Annotated in this window: 11 protein-coding genes; 5 read left to right on the top strand and 6 right to left on the bottom strand. The window is 66.3% G+C overall.

Going from position 1 to position 18,141, the window contains the following annotated elements; genetic code table 11:
- The first annotated feature begins 1 nt into the window (after position 1).
- From cobN to CRO39_RS03440, 3 genes are read left to right on the top strand one after another with little or no spacing between them, the layout of a single operon-like run.
- On the top strand, positions 2-3,937 hold the full coding sequence (gene cobN / locus CRO39_RS03430) for a cobaltochelatase subunit CobN (protein ID WP_097120441.1): 3,936 nt from the start codon (positions 2-4) through the stop codon (positions 3,935-3,937).
- A gap of 19 nt (positions 3,938-3,956) precedes the next feature.
- Positions 3,957-4,445 carry a MotA/TolQ/ExbB proton channel family protein gene (locus CRO39_RS03435; RefSeq protein WP_097120442.1) on the top strand — a complete coding sequence of 163 codons (489 nt, stop codon included), beginning with the start codon at positions 3,957-3,959 and terminating at the stop codon, positions 4,443-4,445.
- Positions 4,445-4,762, top strand: a complete 318-nt coding sequence (locus CRO39_RS03440) for a DUF2149 domain-containing protein (RefSeq protein ID WP_097120443.1) — start codon at positions 4,445-4,447, stop codon at positions 4,760-4,762. The genes CRO39_RS03435 and CRO39_RS03440 overlap by 1 nt, the downstream gene beginning before the upstream one ends.
- 139 nt (positions 4,763-4,901) lie before the next feature.
- On the opposite strand, the gene paoC is transcribed toward CRO39_RS03440, so the two are convergent.
- The 3 genes from paoC to paoA are packed head-to-tail and all read right to left on the bottom strand — an operon-like array spanning position 4,902 to position 8,687.
- Positions 4,902-7,100: an aldehyde oxidoreductase molybdenum-binding subunit PaoC gene (paoC, locus tag CRO39_RS03445; protein WP_097120444.1), complete on the bottom strand. Its 2,199-nt coding sequence runs from the start codon at positions 7,098-7,100 to the stop codon at positions 4,902-4,904.
- A gap of 4 nt (positions 7,101-7,104) precedes the next feature.
- Positions 7,105-8,055 carry an FAD binding domain-containing protein gene (locus tag CRO39_RS03450; protein ID WP_097120445.1) on the bottom strand — a complete coding sequence of 317 codons (951 nt, stop codon included), beginning with the start codon at positions 8,053-8,055 and terminating at the stop codon, positions 7,105-7,107.
- Positions 8,052-8,687 carry an aldehyde dehydrogenase iron-sulfur subunit PaoA gene (gene paoA / locus CRO39_RS03455; RefSeq protein WP_238394523.1) on the bottom strand — a complete coding sequence of 212 codons (636 nt, stop codon included), beginning with the start codon at positions 8,685-8,687 and terminating at the stop codon, positions 8,052-8,054. The genes CRO39_RS03450 and paoA overlap by 4 nt, the downstream gene beginning before the upstream one ends.
- A 732-nt stretch (positions 8,688-9,419) precedes the next feature.
- Here paoA and CRO39_RS03460 point away from each other — a divergent pair.
- Positions 9,420-11,120: a glycoside hydrolase family 43 protein gene (locus CRO39_RS03460; RefSeq protein WP_097120447.1), complete on the top strand. Its 1,701-nt coding sequence runs from the start codon at positions 9,420-9,422 to the stop codon at positions 11,118-11,120.
- 80 nt (positions 11,121-11,200) lie between these two features.
- On the top strand, positions 11,201-12,814 hold the full coding sequence (locus CRO39_RS03465; protein WP_097120448.1) for a family 43 glycosylhydrolase: 1,614 nt from the start codon (positions 11,201-11,203) through the stop codon (positions 12,812-12,814).
- 135 nt (positions 12,815-12,949) lie between these two features.
- Here the strand turns inward: CRO39_RS03465 and CRO39_RS03470 are convergent, their stop codons facing one another.
- From CRO39_RS03470 to CRO39_RS03480, 3 genes are all read right to left on the bottom strand, one after another.
- Positions 12,950-14,713 (bottom strand): glycoside hydrolase family 43 protein, encoded by a 1,764-nt coding sequence (locus CRO39_RS03470; protein WP_162125676.1) that lies wholly within the window; start codon positions 14,711-14,713, stop codon positions 12,950-12,952.
- A gap of 250 nt (positions 14,714-14,963) precedes the next feature.
- Entirely contained in the window at positions 14,964-16,466 is a 1,503-nt protein-coding gene (locus tag CRO39_RS03475; RefSeq protein WP_238394529.1) for a cellulase family glycosylhydrolase, read from the bottom strand.
- Positions 16,467-16,866: 400 nt separating this feature from the next.
- Positions 16,867-18,075 (bottom strand): EAL domain-containing response regulator, encoded by a 1,209-nt coding sequence (locus tag CRO39_RS03480; protein WP_141400696.1) that lies wholly within the window; start codon positions 18,073-18,075, stop codon positions 16,867-16,869.
- Positions 18,076-18,141: the final 66 nt, after the last annotated feature.

Genomic DNA, 18,141 nt, shown 5'->3' on the forward strand with positions numbered 1-18,141 from the left:
CATGCGGCCTTTGCGATACGCGCTGGCGGGCGCGCTGCTGGCAGCGGCATCTGTCGCGCAGGCGGCGCTGGCCCAGTCTCCGCCAGGGGCTGTCCAGGCGGCTGCCGAGCAGGCCGAATGCCTGCAGGTCCGCGTGGTCAGCAACGATTTCGTGCTGCCGGCCAAGGCCGCACGCCTGGATCGTTGGGGGCGCCCGTTCGGGGTGTGCGTATCGCACCGGTCGGTCGACGGCGACGATGATCCTTCGCGGTTGTTCGCCGGAGCGCAGTTGCTGGTGCTGGACACGCCGCGCCCCTCGGATGCGGCCGAGGTCAAGCAACGGCTGCAGCCTGCGCTGGCGGCAGCCGGCCTGCCGTGGGTGCAGGTGGGGGGCGGTCCTCCGGCTTCGGCGCAGTTGCCGGCAGCGGTCGCGCGCCGCATCGGCGGTTACTACGCTGCAGGCGGTGAAGCCAATTTCCATCGCTTTCTGGAGTACCTGGGGCGCTGGCATCGCGATGACGATCCCGAGCGCGTTCCAGCTGCGGAACCGCTGCCGGCCACCGGCTACTACCACCCGCAGGCCGGGCAAGCTTTCGCCAACGCTCAGGCGCTGGCGGCGTGGTGGCAGGCGCGCGGCGTGGCCGGAATGCCCCGGGTGGCGGTGCTGGTGGCAGCCAATGCCATCGGCTCTATGGAAACCGGTGTGCTCGATGCCGTCATCGACCGGGCGGCGGCGCACGGGGTGCAGGCCTTCGGACTGTGGTTCGACGCCAGCGACGAGCGCGGCCTGTCTGCTGCGCTTGAACCGCTGATGGTGGATGCCATCGTCAATCTGACCCATCTGCAGAACGGACAGGCGCGCCAGGCGGAGTTTCTTGAACTGGATGTGCCGGTGATCCAGACCTTGAGCTCGCGCCAGGGAACGGCCGAGGCCTGGCGCTCGGCCAGCAGTGGCGTGGCGCCTGCGCTGGTGGCCACCTTTATCGCCGTACCCGAAGGGTGGGGGATGAGCGATCCCATCGTGATCGGAGCGGTGGAAGAGGGCGAGCAACGGCCCATCCCGGAACAGGTGGATGCGCTGGCGGCCAAGCTGGCGCGGCTGGCGGCGCTACGACGAAAACCTGATTTGGAGAAGCGCCTGGCGCTGATGTTCTGGAACTATCCGGCCGGCGAGAACAACCTTTCGGCGTCGCATCTGAATGTGCCGCGCAGCGTGGCATTGCTGTCCGAGCGGCTGGCGGCCTCCGGTTACAAGGTCAGGCCCACGACCGAGCAAGGCTTGATCATGGCAGGGCAGGCCATGCTGTCGGCCTATCATCGCCCTGAGGTGCTGCAATCGCTGCTCGACCGCGACCTGGCCGAAGCGTTCCCGGTCGAGCGCTACCGGCGCTGGTTGCAGGCGCTGCCGGCGCTGCAACGCGAAGCGCTGCTGGCGCGGTGGGGACAGCCCGAACGCCACCCTGCCGTGCGCACGATCGACGGCGAGGCGGTTTTCGTGATTCCGCGCCTGCGCCTGGGCCACCTGCTGGTGATGCCGCAGCCGCCGCGCTCGGATCGGCTGGGGCAGTCGTCGCACGATCAGCAATCGTTGCCCAGCCACTATTACCTGGCCGCGTACCAGTTCATCCGGGAATCGTATGGCGCCGATGCGCTGATCCATTTCGGCACCCACGGCACCCAGGAGTGGACGCCTGGCAAGGACCGCGGCCTGTGGGTCAACGATTACCCGTATCTGGCGCTTGGCGATCTGCCGGTGTTCTATCCGTACATCCAGGACAACATCGGTGAGGCGATTCAGGCCAAGCGCCGCGGGCGCGCGGTCATCGTCAGCCACCAGACGCCCGCCTTCGCCCCGGCCGGCTTGTACGACGAGCTGCGCGACCTGCATGCGCAGGTCCATGAGTACATGCAACTGGACGAAGGCGGCGTGCGCGAACGCACCGCCGCGCTGATAGGCGCGGCGGCGGTCGATGCCGGCATCGCCGCCGACATGGGCTGGACGGCCGATGCCATTGACGGCGACTTTCCGGCATTCTTCCAGGCGCTCCACGATCATCTGCACGAACTCGCGCGCAGCGCCATGCCGTTGGGGCTGCATACCTTCGGCCAGCCGGCCGCGGCCGAGCACCGGCTTTCCACCGTGATGCAGCAGCTGGGCGAGCCTTACTATCTCGCGCTTGGCCTGGACCCTGCGGAGGTTTTCGCGGACGACTACGCCGACCTGCAACGCAGCGAACCCTATCGCGTGCTGCATCGCCACCTGCGCGAAGGCGTGCCGCCGGAGCAGGCGGCCTCGCCAGCCCTGCGCGAGCAGATCCAGCGCGCCCTGGAACGGGATGCCGCATTGGCGGACACGCAGGAAATCGAGTCGCTGCTGCGCGGGCTGGCAGGAGCTTTCGTACCGCCGGGCGCCGGCGGCGACCCCATCCGCAATCCCGAAGTACGCAGCGGCCGCAATCTGTTCGCTTTCGAGCCCAACAAGATTCCCACCCGTGCGGCCTATGCCGCCGGCGGCGAGGCGCTGGCCCAACTGGTGGCGGCTTACCGGCAGGAACATGGCGGGCAGGCACCGGCCAAGCTGGCCTTCAGCCTGTGGTCCTCGGAAGCCATCCGGCATCTGGGCGTGCTGGAGAGCCAGGTATTGCACGCCCTGGGCCTGCGCCCGGTATGGGATGAGGGCGGCCGCGTGACCGCGCTTGAACTGCTGCCGGACGCCGAGCTGGCCCATCCCCGTATCGACGTTGTGCTGCAGGTAACCAGCGTCTACCGCGATCAGTTCGATGGTTTCATGCGACTGCTGGCCGAGGCCATCGACCGCGTGGCGAACCTGGACGACGGCAACCCGGTGGCCCGCAACCGCGAAGCATTGGCGGCGCGGTTGGTGGAGCGCGGCCTTGCATCGCCGCGCGCGCAGCAGTTGGCGGCGTTGCGGATCTTCAGCAATGCACCGGGCGAATACGGCAGCGGGCTGACCGATGCCGTACTTGAAGAGCGCGAGGACAAGAGCGACGAGGCATTGGCCGAAGGCTTCCTGGCGCGCCTGCAGTACGCCTACGGCGCCCGCGAATGGGGCCTGGGTTCGGCGGAGGCGGGCAATCTGTTCGCCGAACAGCTGCGGGGCGTGCAGGCCGCCGTCCTGGCCAGGTCCTCGAACCTGCACGGCATGCTGTCTACCGACCATCCGTTCGAATACCTGGGCGGCCTGTCGCTGGCGGTGCGCCACCTGGACGGTGCCAGCCCGGCGCTGTACGTGTCCGATCTCCGGCAGCAGCAGGGCAGGACCGCGCGCGCCGATGCGTTCCTGGCCAGCGAGCTGCGCAGCCGCTACCTCAATCCGCACTGGATCGGCCAGATGCAGCAGGAAGGCTACGCCGGCACGTTGCAGGTGCTCAACGTGGTCAACAACCTGTTCGGCTGGCAGGTCACCGATCCTTCCATGGTGCGTGCGGACCAGTGGCAGGCCGTGCATGACACCTACGTCCGCGATGTACGCAGGCTTGGCATCGAGGCGTGGTTCGACGCCAACCATCCGACCGCGCATGCCCAGCTGATCGAGCGCATGCAGGAGGCGATCAAGCGCGGCTATTGGCAACCGGACGCGCGCACGCGCGAAGAACTGGAACAGCGTCTTGGCCAGTTGACCGGCCGCGTTGCCGCCAACGCCGCGCCAGTCCTGTCCGCGGCCGGATTCGGCGTGGATCGCAATGCGACCGCGTCCGCGCAAGCCGCGCCGCCGTCAGCGCCATCGGCACCGGTGGCCGACGTGGCTGCCGCCGAGCAGCCCGTCGACTCGCCGGCCGATGCGCCGGTGCGCGGGCAGGTCATGCGCGAAGTCGACGCGCCGCCGCAAGCGTCCGCCGACGCCTTGCGCCAGTTGCCGATGCTGTTGCTGCTGGCGGCCTGCATCGCCGCCGGCGCCTGGTTCCAATTGCGGCGCAATACCGCTTCTTCCCGATGATTCCCGGAGCTGTCCACCCATGAAAGCGTTCGAAGCAGGTCTGTATGAACTGTCCCATCTGTTTATGTTTCCGGTGCTCGCGCTGATCCTGCTGGCCCTGGCCTATGCCTTTGTCGTACTGGGCGCCTTTATGGTGGAGGCCTGGCAGCGGCGCACGGGGCGCTACCGCTCGCAACTGGCCTCCTGGCATGCGCGCCACGGCGGCAGCAGCGACGACCTGGAACTGTGGATCCTCAAGCGGCTGGAGTGGCTGCGCATCACCTCGCGCACCGCGCCGATGCTGGGCCTGGTCGCCACCATGATTCCGATGGGGCCGGCGCTGTTGGCCTTGACCCGCAGCGATGCGCAGGCCGTGGGAGAGAATCTTGTCGTGGCGTTCTCCTCGGTCATCCTGGCCTTGATCAGCGCCAGCATCACCTTTCTGATTCTCACGGTCCGCCGGCGCTGGTTGCTGCAGGAGCTGAGGTCGGTGGAACGCGGTCTCCCGACGCCGGCAGGGGCTGCGTGATGCGGTTCCTGGAGCACGACGAGGCCGACGACCCCATTCTTTCGGTCGTCAATCTGATCGATCTGTTCCTCGTGGTCATCGGCATCCTGATGATCGTGATCGTACGCAATCCGCTCAATCCCTTCAGCGAAGACCGTGTGGTCGTGGTGGAGAATCCCGGCGCGGAAAACATGCGGATCACGGTGAAGGAGGGGCAGGAGCTGACCCAGTACGAATCCACCGGCGAGATCGGCGAAGGCGGCGGGGTGCGTGCCGGGGTGACCTACCGGTTGGCGGACGGAAGGATGGTCTACGTACCCGAGGCGGCGGCGCCGTAGGCCGGTCACCCTCGGCGCCGGCGGTTGGCCGGCAGGATGACCCTGCATTCAACCTGTCCGAAAGTCGCCAGAAGATGGCGCGCACCCTCTGGGCACGCGCGGTTCCGGGCGATGGCGCTGTGTTCCGACCATCCAACCCTCACGCCAACGCGGGGAGGCGGTCGATGAGCTTGTCCAACGTAATCGGATAGTCGCGCACGCGGATGCCGGTGGCATTGTGGATGGCGTTGGCGATGGCGGCGCTTACCCCGCACAGGCCCAGTTCGCCCACGCCCTTGGCCTTCATCGGCGAGGACTTGTCGTCGGTTTCATCCAGGAAGATCACCTCCTGGTGCGGCACGTCGGCATGCACGGCGACTTCGTAGCCGGCCAGATCGTGATTGACGAAGAAGCCCAGGCGCTTGTCCACCGCAAGTTCCTCCGACAGCGCGCCGCCGATACCCATCGTCATCGCACCGATGACCTGGCTGCGCGCCTGCTTGGGATTGAGGATGCGGCCGGCTGCGCACACCGCCAGCATGCGGCGGACGCGCGACTCGCCGGTGGCGATGTCCACGCCGACTTCGACGAAATGCGCGGCGAAGGTGGATTGCTGGAACTTCTTTGTGAGGTCGCCGAACTCGATGGCGTCTTCCACGACCAGTTCGCCAGCCTCGGCTGCCTGCGCCAGCGGCAAGCTGCGTCCGCCTGCGCTGACCTTGCCGTCCGCGAAGACCGCTTCCTCCGCTCCCAGGCCCAACTTCTGCGCAACGGCTTGCCGCAGTTTCATGCAGGCGGCGTAGACTCCGGCGGTGGAACTGTTGGCGCCCCACTGGCCGCCGGAGCCGGCGGAGATCGGGAAATCCGAATCGCCCAGCCGCACCACCACCTTGTCCAGCGGCACGCCCATCACCTCGGCGGCAGTCTGCCCGATGATGGTGTAGCTGCCGGTGCCGATGTCGGTCATGTCGGTTTCCACCGTGACCGTGCCATCGCCCGCCAGGCGCACGCGCGCGGCAGACTTCCTCACCAGGTTGTTGCGGAAGCCCGCGGCCACGCCCATGCCCACCAGCCAGCGGCCATCGCGGACGCTGCCAGGGGTCGCGTTGCGCCTGGCCCAGCCGAAACGTTCGGCGCCGGTGCGCAGGCACTGCACCAGTTGCCGCTGCGAGAACGGCCGTTCCGGCTTTTCGGGGGCGACCTGGGTGTCGTTGAGGATGCGCAACTCCACCGGATCCATGCCCAGCTTCTCCGCCATCTCGTCCATCGCAATCTCCAGCGCCATCAGGCCCGGCGTTTCGCCCGGCGCGCGCATCGCATTGCCCTCTGGCAGGTCGAGGGTGGCCAGCCGCGCCTGGATCATCCGGTTGGCGCCGGCATACAGCAGACGCGTCTGCTGGGTCGCATTCTCGATGCCGCCGCCGGGCAGGTCGCCGGACCAGCTTTGATGGCCGATGGCGGTAATCCTGCCATCGCTTTCTGCGCCGATGCGGATGCGCTGGATGGTGGCGGGGCGGTGAGTGGTGTTGTTGGCGATCAGCGGGCGCGGCAGGGCGACCTTGACCGGCCTGCCGGCCGCGCGCGCTCCCAACGCCGCCAGCACGGCGTCGGCGCGAACGAACAGCTTCCCGCCGAAGCCGCCGCCGATGTAGGGCGATACCAGGCGGACGTTTTCCTTCGGGATGCCCAGCGTCCTGGCCATGTCGCCGCGGCTCCAGTCGATCATCTGGTTGGACGTCCACAGCGTGAGCTTGTCGCCTTTCCAGGCGGCAATCGATGCCTGCGGTTCCATCATCGCGTGCGACTGGTCGGGCGTGGTGTAGGTGGCATCCAGTTGCACCGGGGCGGCGGCGAACGCGCCGGCGAAGTCGCCCACCGCGATATCCGGTTGCTCGCCTTCGGAGACCACGGCAGCATCCCTGGCCGCAGCCAGGTCGAACGCGCCACGCCCGCGCTGGTAGCGGATGCGCACCAGGCCGGCGGCGGCGCGCGCCTGCTCGAACGTCTCCGCGACCACCAGCGCCACGGCCTGGTGGTAATGCTGGATCTCAGGGCCGCCCAGCAACTTGGCCGTATTGAAGTTGCCCTTGCCCAGCGTACCGGCATTGGCGGCGGTGACGATGGCCAGCACGCCGGGCGCGCGGCGCGCGGCATCCAGCTCCATCGATGCGATGCGGCCCTTGGCGATGCCGGCGCCAATCACATGGCCGTATGCGGCGTTGGGCGCGGCCTGGTGCTGTTCATAGGCATAGGGCGCGGTGCCGGTGGCCTTCAACGGGCCGTCGATGCGGTCCAGCGGCTTGCCGACCACCTTGAGCCGATCGACGGGATTCTGCGTGGCGGGGGTATCGAATTTCATGGCATCACTCCTTCGCCTCGGCCAGTACCGACGCCAGCGTGCGCTCGGCCAGCAGCAGCTTGAACGCGTTGTGCTCGGTTGGCCTGGCGCCGGCGAACAGGCGGCTGGTCACGGCCTTGGCGCCGTTGGGCAGTTCGGCTTCCGCCGCTTCCACGCGCCAGGGCTTGTGCGCCACGCCGCCGACGGCGACGCGGCCGCTGCCATCGCGCTGCACCACCGCGGCCACCGACACCAGCGCGAAGGCATACGACGCGCGGTCGCGCACCTTGCGGTAGATGTGCGTGCCGCCAATGGGCCGGGGCAGGGTGACCGAGGCGATCAGCTCGCCCTTGGCCAGCACCGTTTCCAGGTGCGGCGTGGTGCCCGGCGCACGGTAGAACTCGGCCAGGGCAATGCTGCGCTCGGTGCCATCGGCTTGCACCGTCTGCACGGTGGCATCCAGCGCACGCATGGCCACGGCCATGTCGCTGGGATGGGTGGCGATGCAGGCCTGGCTGCCGCCGATCACGGCCAGTTGCCGGCTGACGCCTTCCAGCGCAGCGCAGCCGCTACCGGGCAGGCGCTTGTTGCAGGGTTGGTCGGTGTCGTAGAAGTAGGGGCAACGCGTGCGCTGCAGCAGGTTGCCGGCGGTGGTGGCCTTGTTGCGCAGCTGTCCGGATGCCCCGGCAACAAGCGCACGCGAGATCAGTCCGTAGTCGCGCCGTATGCGCGCGTCGGCGGCCAGGTCGGTGTTGCGGACCAGCGCACCTATCTTCAGGCCGCCATCGCGGGTGGGTTCGATCCGGTCCAGCTTCAACGCGTTGACGTCGACCAGATGGGTAGGGGTTTCCACTTCCAGTTTCATCAGGTCCAGCAGGTTGGTGCCGCCGGCGATGAAGCGGGCGCCGGGCTCGCGCGCGACCGCCGCGGCGGCTTCGGCAGGCGAGGCCGCACGCTGGTAGGTGAAGGCCTTCATGCGGTCCTCCCGGCAACCTCGGCGATCGCGTCGATGATGTTGGAATAGGCGCCGCAGCGGCAGATATTGCCGCTCATGCGCTCGCGGATTTCCTCGGCGGTAGGCTTGGGCGGTGACGTGAGATTTTCGCTGGCCAGGCTGGGAATGCCGTCCTCGATTTCTTCCAGCACCGCCACCGCCGAGCAGATCTGCCCGGGCGTGCAGTAGCCGCACTGGTAGCCGTCATGCTTGATGAAGGCGGCCTGCATCGGGTGCAGGTTATCCGGCGTACCCAGGCCCTCGATGGTGGTGATGCGGTCGCCTTCGTGCATCACCGCCAGCGTCAGGCAGGCATTGATGCGCCGGCCGTTGACCATCACCGTGCAGGCGCCGCACTGGCCGTGGTCGCAGCCCTTCTTGGTGCCGGTCAGGCGCAGGTGCTCGCGCAATGCGTCCAGCAGGCTGGTGCGGGTATCCAGTTCCAGCGTCTGGGCCTTGCCATTGACCTCGAACGAGACGCTGGTTGGCGGCGGCGACGGGCGCTCTGCTGCCTGCGCAAGCGCCACGGAGGGCGCCGCCACGGCGGCGGCCGAGGCGGCACCGGCCTTGAGCAACTCCCTGCGCGTGAGATTGAGTTTTGGTAAACCGTCCACGTAGGCGACTCCTTTGGCTGGCGATAGCTGGCAATGGACAAAACGGTAAGCCAACACCCGTACGGTGCGCGTGAGCGCGCAGACCTGTGGCCAATACCTGCTCCGATGTTGGCGCTGCATCGCTGACGTTCACCGGTGCGCAGCGACAGCGCCTGCGCCGGTTGCCCGCAGATGGAACAATCGCGGCATACGCCGGAACGTTGTAGCACGCACGGCTCGCTGCCCGGCTTCGGTTTGGCGCAACCGGGCAACGCTTGGTCGTATCTTGTCTGCAGGTGAGTCAAAGCCGCATCTGCATGCGATCGGAAACGCAAAGCTCGCGGGGGCATGCCGTATAGGCAGGATCACTGCAATAGCGGGTGCCGCGCCAACCAAGTGGTGAACCGCGACCAATCATGGGGAACAAGGCTCCGGGTGAGCGCCACGCAAAAACGCCGAAGAAGCGCCAAGCATGCTGGTGCCCGCGAACCATCCGCATTTCGGAATAGTTCGCGGCGAATCTTTCATTGGTCACGCATACGTCGCCATGCAATGCTGGCCCGGTTGTCTCCGTCACGGGGACAAAAACGCCACCGGCCGGTGCAGGCAGACACATTGTGATTCTGGCTGCGACCTCGGAGGGGGAATGACGCCACCGATTCGGGACCGTATGTCGCAGGCTGCCAACGCGAGTCCAGGCCGCCGCCGCGTGCCGCGACCCGAAGTGGAGCACCATCGATACTGGGAGGAACGATGAAGCGATATGTTCTTGCGCTGGCCGCATGCCTGGCGGCGGCCCCGCTTTGGGCCGGCGACGCGCTGTTTTCCGAGGTGAGCTATACCGGCGACGATGGCGGCCCCGCGGTGGCGGCTTCGCAGTTCCGCAATCCCGTGCTGGCCGGCTTCTACCCGGATCCGTCGGCGATCCGCGTGGGCGAGGACTTCTACCTGGTCACGTCGACGTTCGGCTATTTCCCCGGCCTGCCGATCTTCCACAGCAAGGATCTGGTGTCGTGGCGACAGATAGGCAATGCCATCCACCGCCCGGGCCAGATCGACTATGGCCAGAACGAGCAAATCACCCGCGGCCTGTTTGCCGCGACCATCAGCCATCACGACGGCACCTTCTACGTCGCCAATACCTGTTTCTATTGCGACCGCGGCAACTTCATCGTCACCGCCAAGGATCCCGCTGGTCCGTGGTCGGATCCCATCTGGCTGGGTTTTTCCGGCATCGATCCGTCGCTGTTCTTCGACGACGACGGCCGCGCCTGGATCGTCAACAACGACATCCCCGAAGGCGAGATGCGCTACGACGGCCATCGCGCCATCTGGTTGCAGCAGTACGACGTGACCGCCGGCAAGATGGTAGGGCCGCGCACCGTGCTGGTCGATGGCGGCGCCGACCCGGCCAGCAAGCCCGAACACATCGAAGGCCCGCACCTGTTCAAGCATGATGGCTGGTACTTCCTGACCGCCGCCGAGGGCGGCACCGGCGACATGCATGCGCAGATGGTGTGGCGCAGCCGCCAGGTGACCGGTCCCTACGAACCGTTCCCGGGCAATCCCACGCTGACCCAGCGCGACCTGGACCCGCAGCGTCCCGAGCCGGTGACCTCCACCGGCCACGCGCAGTTCGTCAAGCTGGAGGACGGTACCTGGTGGGCGGTATTCCTGGCCGTGCGCCCGTACCACGGGGATCAGTACAAGACCCAGCTCGGCCGCGAGACATTCCTGCTGCCGGTAACCTGGAAGGACGGCTGGCCGGTCATCCTGCCGCGCGGCGAGCGCGTGCCGATGGTGCTGGAGCGTCCGGCGCTGCCACGCGGCGAACAGCCGCTTGCCACCAGCGGCCGGATCGAATGGGTCGAACGTTTTTCCGGGCCGGCATTGCCGCCGCAATGGGTGACGATACATCCGCCGCAAACGGCGTGGTTCAGGACCGGTGCCGGCGGACTGTCCATTACGCCCTCGACGGTTCCGTTGGGAACCCAGGGCATCGGCGGGCCCATCCAGCCGGCCTATGTGGCGCACAGGCTGCAGCATCATCAGGCCACGCTGACGGCAACGCTCGCACGCTGGGATCCCGCGGCCGGCGAACTGGCCGGGCTGGCGCTGATCCAGAACGAAAACTACCACTACATCGTCGCGGTGGAGCGGGACGATCAAGGGCCGGCGGTTTCGCTGTACCGGCGCGCCGGCAAGGACACCGATGCCGTGGGCCAGCGGCTGGCCCGCGTTGCGCTGGCGTCGACGGACAAACCGGTCTCGCTGCGCTTCGAACTCAAGGCGCCTGGACTGGATGCGCTGTATGCGGTCGATGGCGGCGATTGGCAGCCTGTGGCCAAGGGCCTGGATTCGAGTCTGCTGAGCATCCAGACCGCCGGAGGCTTCATCGGCAATACCTTCGGACTCTACGCTTACCGGCGCCAGGACGCTTCCGCGGCGAAGTAATGCGCTTGCCTGCCGCACCCGGTTGCTTGCCGGCGTCCGCCAGCGTTGCAATGCGGCCACATCCATCCGGAGATTGAGCAATGCCCGAGACGACCCGCCGCAACCTGTTCAAGGCCGCGCTTGCGGGCGCCGTGGCGGTGCCGCTCCGCGCCGCCGCCGCGCCTGCGCCATGCATTGCGAAGACCCGGGCGCCAGGCTGGAAGCCCGGAATCGAAGGGCAGCGAACGGCCGATCTTGGCGACGGGACCTACCTGAATCCGATCATCGCAGGCGACCGTCCGGATCCGACCATCCTCAAGGACGGCGACGATTACTACATGACGTTTTCGTCGTTCTACGCCTATCCCGGCCTGGTGATCTGGCACTCGACCGATCTGGTCAACTGGGCTCCCGTCGGCCCGGCCCTGCACAAGAGCGTAGGCGTGGTCTGGGCGGTAGACCTGTGCAAGCACGCGGGCCGCTACTTCATCTATCTGCCCGCCAATCCTGATGGCGACGGGTGGAAGATCTTCGCCGTCTGGGCCGACGACATCCGCGGCCCCTGGAGCGATCCTGTCGATCTGAAGATCGATGGATGCATCGACCCCGGCCATGTCGTGGGCGAGGACGGCAAGCGCTATCTGTTCGTCAACGGCATCCGCAAGATCCGCCTGACCGACGATGGACTGGCGACCGACGGAACGCTGGAACATGCCTACAGCCCATGGCGCTACCCGGACGACTGGGTAACGGAGAACTTCGCGCCGGAAGGCCCCAAGCTGCTTCGCCGCGGACCATGGTTCTATCTGGTGACCGCGGTGGGCGGCACCGCCGGACCGGTTACCGGGCACATGGTCATCGCCGCCCGCTCGGCCTCGGTGCATGGGCCGTGGGAGCATTGCCCGCACAATCCGCTGGTGCGCACGCTGGAGGAAGCCGAGCCGTGGTGGTCGAGGGGCCATGCGACCCTGGTTGAAGGACCCGCCGGCGATTGGTGGATGGTCTACCACGGCTACGAGAACGGCTTCCGCACGCTGGGCCGGCAGGCATTGCTGGAACCGATCGAATGGACCGGGGACGGCTGGTTCCGGGCCAAGGGCGGGGATCTCTCCAGGCCGCTGCCCAAACCGGCGCGCGGCAAGCCCGGCGCCGCCGGATTCGCGCTATCGGGCAACTTCTCCGCCGACAGCTTCGGCGTGCAGTGGGCGTTCCATGACCCGCGTCCCGACGAAATGAAACGGGTGAGCCGCAGAAACGGGACGCTGCAACTGGCCGGCAGCGGCACCTCGCCCATCGACAGCAGCCCGCTGGCGTGCATCGTCGGCGACCGCGTCTACCAGGCCGAGGTGGCGCTGGAACTGGTCGGGGCAGGCGAGGGCGGCATGCTGCTGTTCTACAACCACAAGGCCTTCGTCGGCATCGGATTCACCCCGGACGAGCTTCGCGTGTTCCAGTACGCCGAGGAACAGACCTGGGCCCGGCAGAAGATGGCCAACCGGCGCCTACGCATCCGCATCACCAACGACAGCCACGTCGTGACCTACCACTACTCGCGCGACGAAGGCCGGACGTGGACGCGGCTGGACACGCGCATGGAAGTCTCCGGCCTGCACCACAACGTCTTCGGCGGCTTCCTGAGCCTGAAGATAGGCGTCTACAGTGCCGGCGACGGCGCGGTCCGGTTCAGCGACTTCAGCTACCGCGCGCTCGCCTGATCGAAAACCGCGCCGCAGTCATCGCCGGCCCGTCGTCTGCGAACGGGCCGGCGCCGGATCGTTCCCCGGCATGCGGCGCAGGTTCGGCGTCCCGCATCGGGAGCGCTTGGCAAGCGCCCTCCGGCCTGCGCTTTCTCAGGGCAAGTCGGTCCGGCGCGCATACGGCCCCACCACGGCACCGGTGAATCCGCTGGCAACCGCAGAGGTCAGCACGCGCGCGTCCGCATCGCCCAGCAGGGTGGCGAACGTTTCGCCGTCGGCGCTGTAGGCGAAATCGATTCGTGCCCTGTCGATGTCGACCTTCAGGGTCACGCCGTCGCGCACTTCCGCACCGAGGGAGCGTTCGGCCAGCACGACGCCATCGGCAGGCTCGTCGCTGCCGCGGCGGCGATGGACGCGCAGCACGGCATCGCCCCGTTCATTGGTGCCCAGGCCGAAGGCGTAGTAGAAGTCGTCGTTCTGGACCGCCAACAGCCCGGCTTCATCGCCTGTTCGGGAAGGCGAGAATTTCAGCCGGGTGGCGAAGGACGCCTTCATGTGCTGGATCCGGCGGCCGACGAAGGAGGGTTGGCCATTCCCGCCGATGCGTTCTGCCCGCGGCTGCAGGACCAGCGCGCCGCCATCGCCGCTGCTCCACCACTGGCTCGTCGGCGTCCTGGCGAACAGCCACTGGGGCGGCAGTGCGGGCGCGTCGAACTCCTCGCGCCAGCCGAAGTTGCCGGTGGTGGGCACGGCAGGCGCGTTGCCGGCCGGCAGTGCAGGCGCCTTCGGCGTCCACGGCAGCGGCTGGCCCTTGGCCAGCATCACCGGCCAGCCGTCCTCCCACCGCACCGGCAGCAGGAAGGTCTCGCGACCGGTGTGGAAGTTGCCCGGGTCCTGCGGCGGAGTCGCCAGGTCGTACACCCGCGTGCCCAGGAACACCGTCCACCAATTGCCGGCCTGGTCCTGCACCAGGTCCGCATGGCCGGTGGCGGTGACCGGATCGGGTCGCTCGTCCGGCAAGCCGAACTGGGTGAGCACCGGGTTGCCGGGATTGGCCTCGAACGGGCCGAACGGCGTGTCCGCGCGATAGAACAGCTGTTGATGGAAATATCCGGTGCCGCCACCGGCCGCGCTGAGATAGTAGCGGCCACCGACCTTGTAGATGTGCGGACCTTCGATGTAGTCGGTATGCCAGGGCTGCTTGTCGCTGCCGTCGACCAGCAGGACGTCCTCCGAAAGCGGGGCGAATGTCTTCGGATCCACTTCCATGATCCGGATCTGCGTGTGCGCGGGATACTTTTTCGCAGGCGGATCGGCATGGTGGACGATGTAGGCACGGCCATCGTCGTCGAAGAACGGCGATGGATCGATGCCGCCGATATGCGGCAACCAGATGGGGTCGCTCCAGTCGCCCGCCGGGTCGCTGGTGGTGACGATGAAGTTGCCGCCGCATCCCACGCAGGTGGTGGCCAGATAGAAAAGCCCATCGTGAAAGCGGATGGTCGGCGCGTAGATGCCGCCGCCGTTCAAGCTGACGCTCGAGCCGAACGGCATCATGTCCGGGCGGTCGATGGCGTTTCCGACCTGCGTCCAGTTCACCAGGTCCCGGCTATGGAAGACCGGCACGCCCGGGTAGAAACCGAAGGTGGAGTTGACCATGTAGTAGTCGTCGCCGACCCGTTCGATGCTGGGGTCCGGATAGAAGCCGGCGAGGATGGGGTTCTGGAAAGTTCCGGCTGGCGGCTTCTGCTCGAACACCGGATCGGCGCCGGCATATTCCACCCACTCGAAAACGGCCTGGCCCGAATCCGAACCCGAATTCGAACCCGGACCCGCGGCAGTCCCCGGGCCGGGGGCGCAAGCCGCAAGCTGGAACGGAATCGCAGCGGCGAGCAGTACGCGCGGAAGAAATTTCATGGGCGGTCCCTTCTGTGAATAATGGTCGGCCAGGGCTGTTCCAGCCTCTCCAAACATGGACATCAATGGTCGTCGCCGGACCTGCGGATCGTCCACGTCGACGTCGGATATCGCCCTGCGCGAGGGCAGGGCGGCGGCGAGGCGGGACAAGGACTTGCAGCGATGGCCGCGACGCCTGAAAACGGAACTGCAAAAGGCGACCGCGGCGACCGCCGCGACCGCCATCCGAAAGCCCGGCGTTGGAGGGCGGTCAGGGAACCTGGATGGCCCACTGCTGATTGTTGCCATTCACCCAACTCCACTGCTGGACGTTTGCGCCATCAGCCGAAGAGACGCCAGAGACATCCAGTGCAGAGCCGGTGCTGCTGGCCGGCGACAGCCGATAGAAGCCCCCGCTGGTCGCCGAGACGATCCAGCGCTGGTTATTGGCGCCGGTATAGGTGCGGACGTCCACGTTGGTTCCGTTCGTCGTGGATGTGCTCGCGACCTGCAAGGCCTTCCCGCTTTGCACGCCGGTGATCCGGTAGGTGTTGTTGCCCAGGTGAGTGAACGTCCAGCGCTGGTTGTTGGCGCCGCCATAGGTCCACTGAAGGACGTTCGCACCGTCGGCAGTATTGCCGCCGCTCACGTCGAGCGCCTTGCCGCTATGCCGGGAGATTACCCGATACGTACCGTTTGCGATGATCTGGCCGGAACTGGCGCCCCGCTTGATCGCATCGAGCGCACCGGCATCGACGACCGAGCCATTGGAACGGTTGAACAACGCAAAATTGGCCGTGCCATTGTCCCAGTAGAAGGTCTTGAGGCCATTGAGCCGGGCCGCGCGGTTGATGTATTCCAGGTAGTACTCGCGCGACTGCCGATTCATGCCCGAGCGAAGCTCGACGCCATATTCGCCGATGATCACCGGAATGCCGTTGTTCACCCACCTGGACCGGACCTGGGCGAACAGGTTGTCAACATAGCTCTCCTGGGCCCAGGAGCAGTCGCTCTGCGGGGGATAAGGCGAGCCCCAATACAGACAGCTCCCGCTCGGATCCAAAGTGTACTGGAAGGGATCGTAATAGTGGACCTCGACCATCAGCCGGTTGGCAATCGAGTCCGACGGCATATTGAAGAAGTTCAGGCCGTGCTGGATGTTCGTATTGTACGTCTGCACGATGAGCGTACGCGAAGCATTGTTGCCCCCGGTAGCGCGCACGGCATCGACGAAGGTCTGGTTGTAGGACTGCTGGACGGTGTTGTGCTCGGTGGTCGGCGCCCCGTAGTTCGCGCGGACTTCGTTGGTGCCCGCGAACAGCATGCGTTCGTTGTAGTTGCGGAACGTGTTGGCTATCTGGGTCCAATAGTTGCGCTGCTTCTGATTGTTCGCCGCCTGATGCGAGTAAAGAGGATGCTCCTCGAGCCAGCCGCCATCCCAATGGATGTTCAGGACCACGTACATGTCCTGGCTGTACGCGTAGTCCACCACCTGTTTGACGCGCGCCATCCAGGCGGGGTCGATGGTCTGCGTCTGCTGGTTGGCATGGCAGTCCCAGGCCGCCGGAATGCGGATGGCATTGAAGCCAGCGGCTTTCACGGAATTGATGAGTTGCTGCGTGACGGCGGGATTGCCCCAGGCCGTCTCGCCGCAAATGGCTTCCAGGGTGTTGCCCACATTCCAGCCGATCCGGATCTGGTCTGCGACCTGCTGGGCGGGCGGAAGCTGGGCGAATGCGGGCCCTGCAAGCAGGAATGCCGCCGCGCAGAACATCGACAATCGTCCAATCAACCTGGACCGGAGCGAGCGAACGGAAGCGGGAAGTCTGGGACCCGACATGAATCCTCCTGGTTTCGATCAACACGAATGGGCTAATCCGCAACGCCATCACCTGGCGCTTCAGGGCTTGGTGTTGCCGGCTGCTCCCGCTGTGCCACGAAACGGTCATGGAGCAACGCCAAGGCGAGCATAGGCAGGCGTGACATGCCACACCAATGAATTGTTTCAAGTGAGCTATATCGTTTTCGACTGCGGCACTGCACCAACAGAGCGCGCGGATCAGTCGCCTGCGTTACGCCCGGTTGGTGAGGAGCCGCGGCGGATCGGGCCAGGCGGAGGGTGCATCTGTGCGGGAGAAGGTCGCGGACCATCGTCCTCGGGGGACGGCCGCATCCTACGGCATGCCGTCTGGAACGGGCGGCATGCCTGTCGCCATTTCCAACAGCTCCTTCAAGGGGAGGGGTCTGGAAAAAAGATAGCCCTGTCCGATCTGGCAGCCAAGCTCCAGGGCCAGTGCGCGCTCCTCTTCGGTCTCTATGCCTTCGGCCACGACGGATTGTCCCATCTGGAGCGCCAACTCGACGGCGGACTGCATGAAAGCGCGTCCTTGCTTGCTCTTCGGCGCGGCGGAAACGAAGCTGCGGTCTATCTTCAGTTCGGTACTCGGCAACTGCGAAAGCAGTTGCATGCTGGATGCGCCGGTACCGTAGTCGTCCAGAGAGATCTTGAAACCGGACAAGCGCAGGCGAAGCAGAGTTTCTAGGATTTTGGCCAGATCATCGACCAGGTGGGTTTCGGTTATCTCCAGCGTGAAGTCTGAAGGCTCGCCGAGTTCGGTCGCCACGGCATCGAGCATCCGTTCGACGATGTCCGGGCCGTGCAGGTTTTTCAGCGATACGTTGATGGCGAAGTCGAGAAAGACCCCCCTGTCGGCAGCGGTGCGGCGGTCGCGCGCGGTTCGGGAGAGCACCGCCAGGGTCAACTCGTCGATAAGACCGCATTTCTCCGCCGCATCGACCACCTGGGTAGAAGGCACGATGCCGAATGCCGGATCGGTCCAATGCAGCAATGCCTCCACGCCCGCCAGTCCGCCCGAACGCAACTCCATCTTCGGCTGGTAGAGCAAGCGCACGGCGCCATCCTCGATACCTTTCCTCAGATACGCCGCGTCCAAGACAGCGCGCACAGGCTCGGCGCGTGGCCGCCCGATTCCTGGCCGATAGAGATCGAGCAGGGAAACCAACGGCTCGCGCGCAACCGGCTTGCGGAGCACGCCAAGCAAGGTCAGTTGCTTGGCTTCGGCAAACTGGCGGCTGGAATCCAGAATGCGCGAATGTTCGCCACTGACAAGGATGAACGCGGGGCGCTGCTCGAGTGCCGCGATCCGGCTCATCAGCTGAACGCCGTCCATGCCCGGCATGTTGAGATCGCATATGAGAAGATCCGCGGTATGCCTTGAGAGATGCGCAAGAGCCGCCTGTCCGCCATCGGCAATGTCGACCTGCGCGAATCCGCAATCACGGAGGAGCATCGCAATCAGCTCCGTCATCAAGGGGTCGTCGTCAACGACCAGCGCACGCAAGTTGGCAAAGCGGTCGGGCACGGTCGGCGCAGTCCCTGAAGATGATCCCCAGGCGACTTTAGGGCAGGTTTTTCACATTGACAAACA

The sequence above is a fragment of the Pseudoxanthomonas wuyuanensis genome (assembly GCF_900215535.1).
Taxonomy (GTDB): domain Bacteria; phylum Pseudomonadota; class Gammaproteobacteria; order Xanthomonadales; family Xanthomonadaceae; genus Pseudoxanthomonas_A; species Pseudoxanthomonas_A wuyuanensis.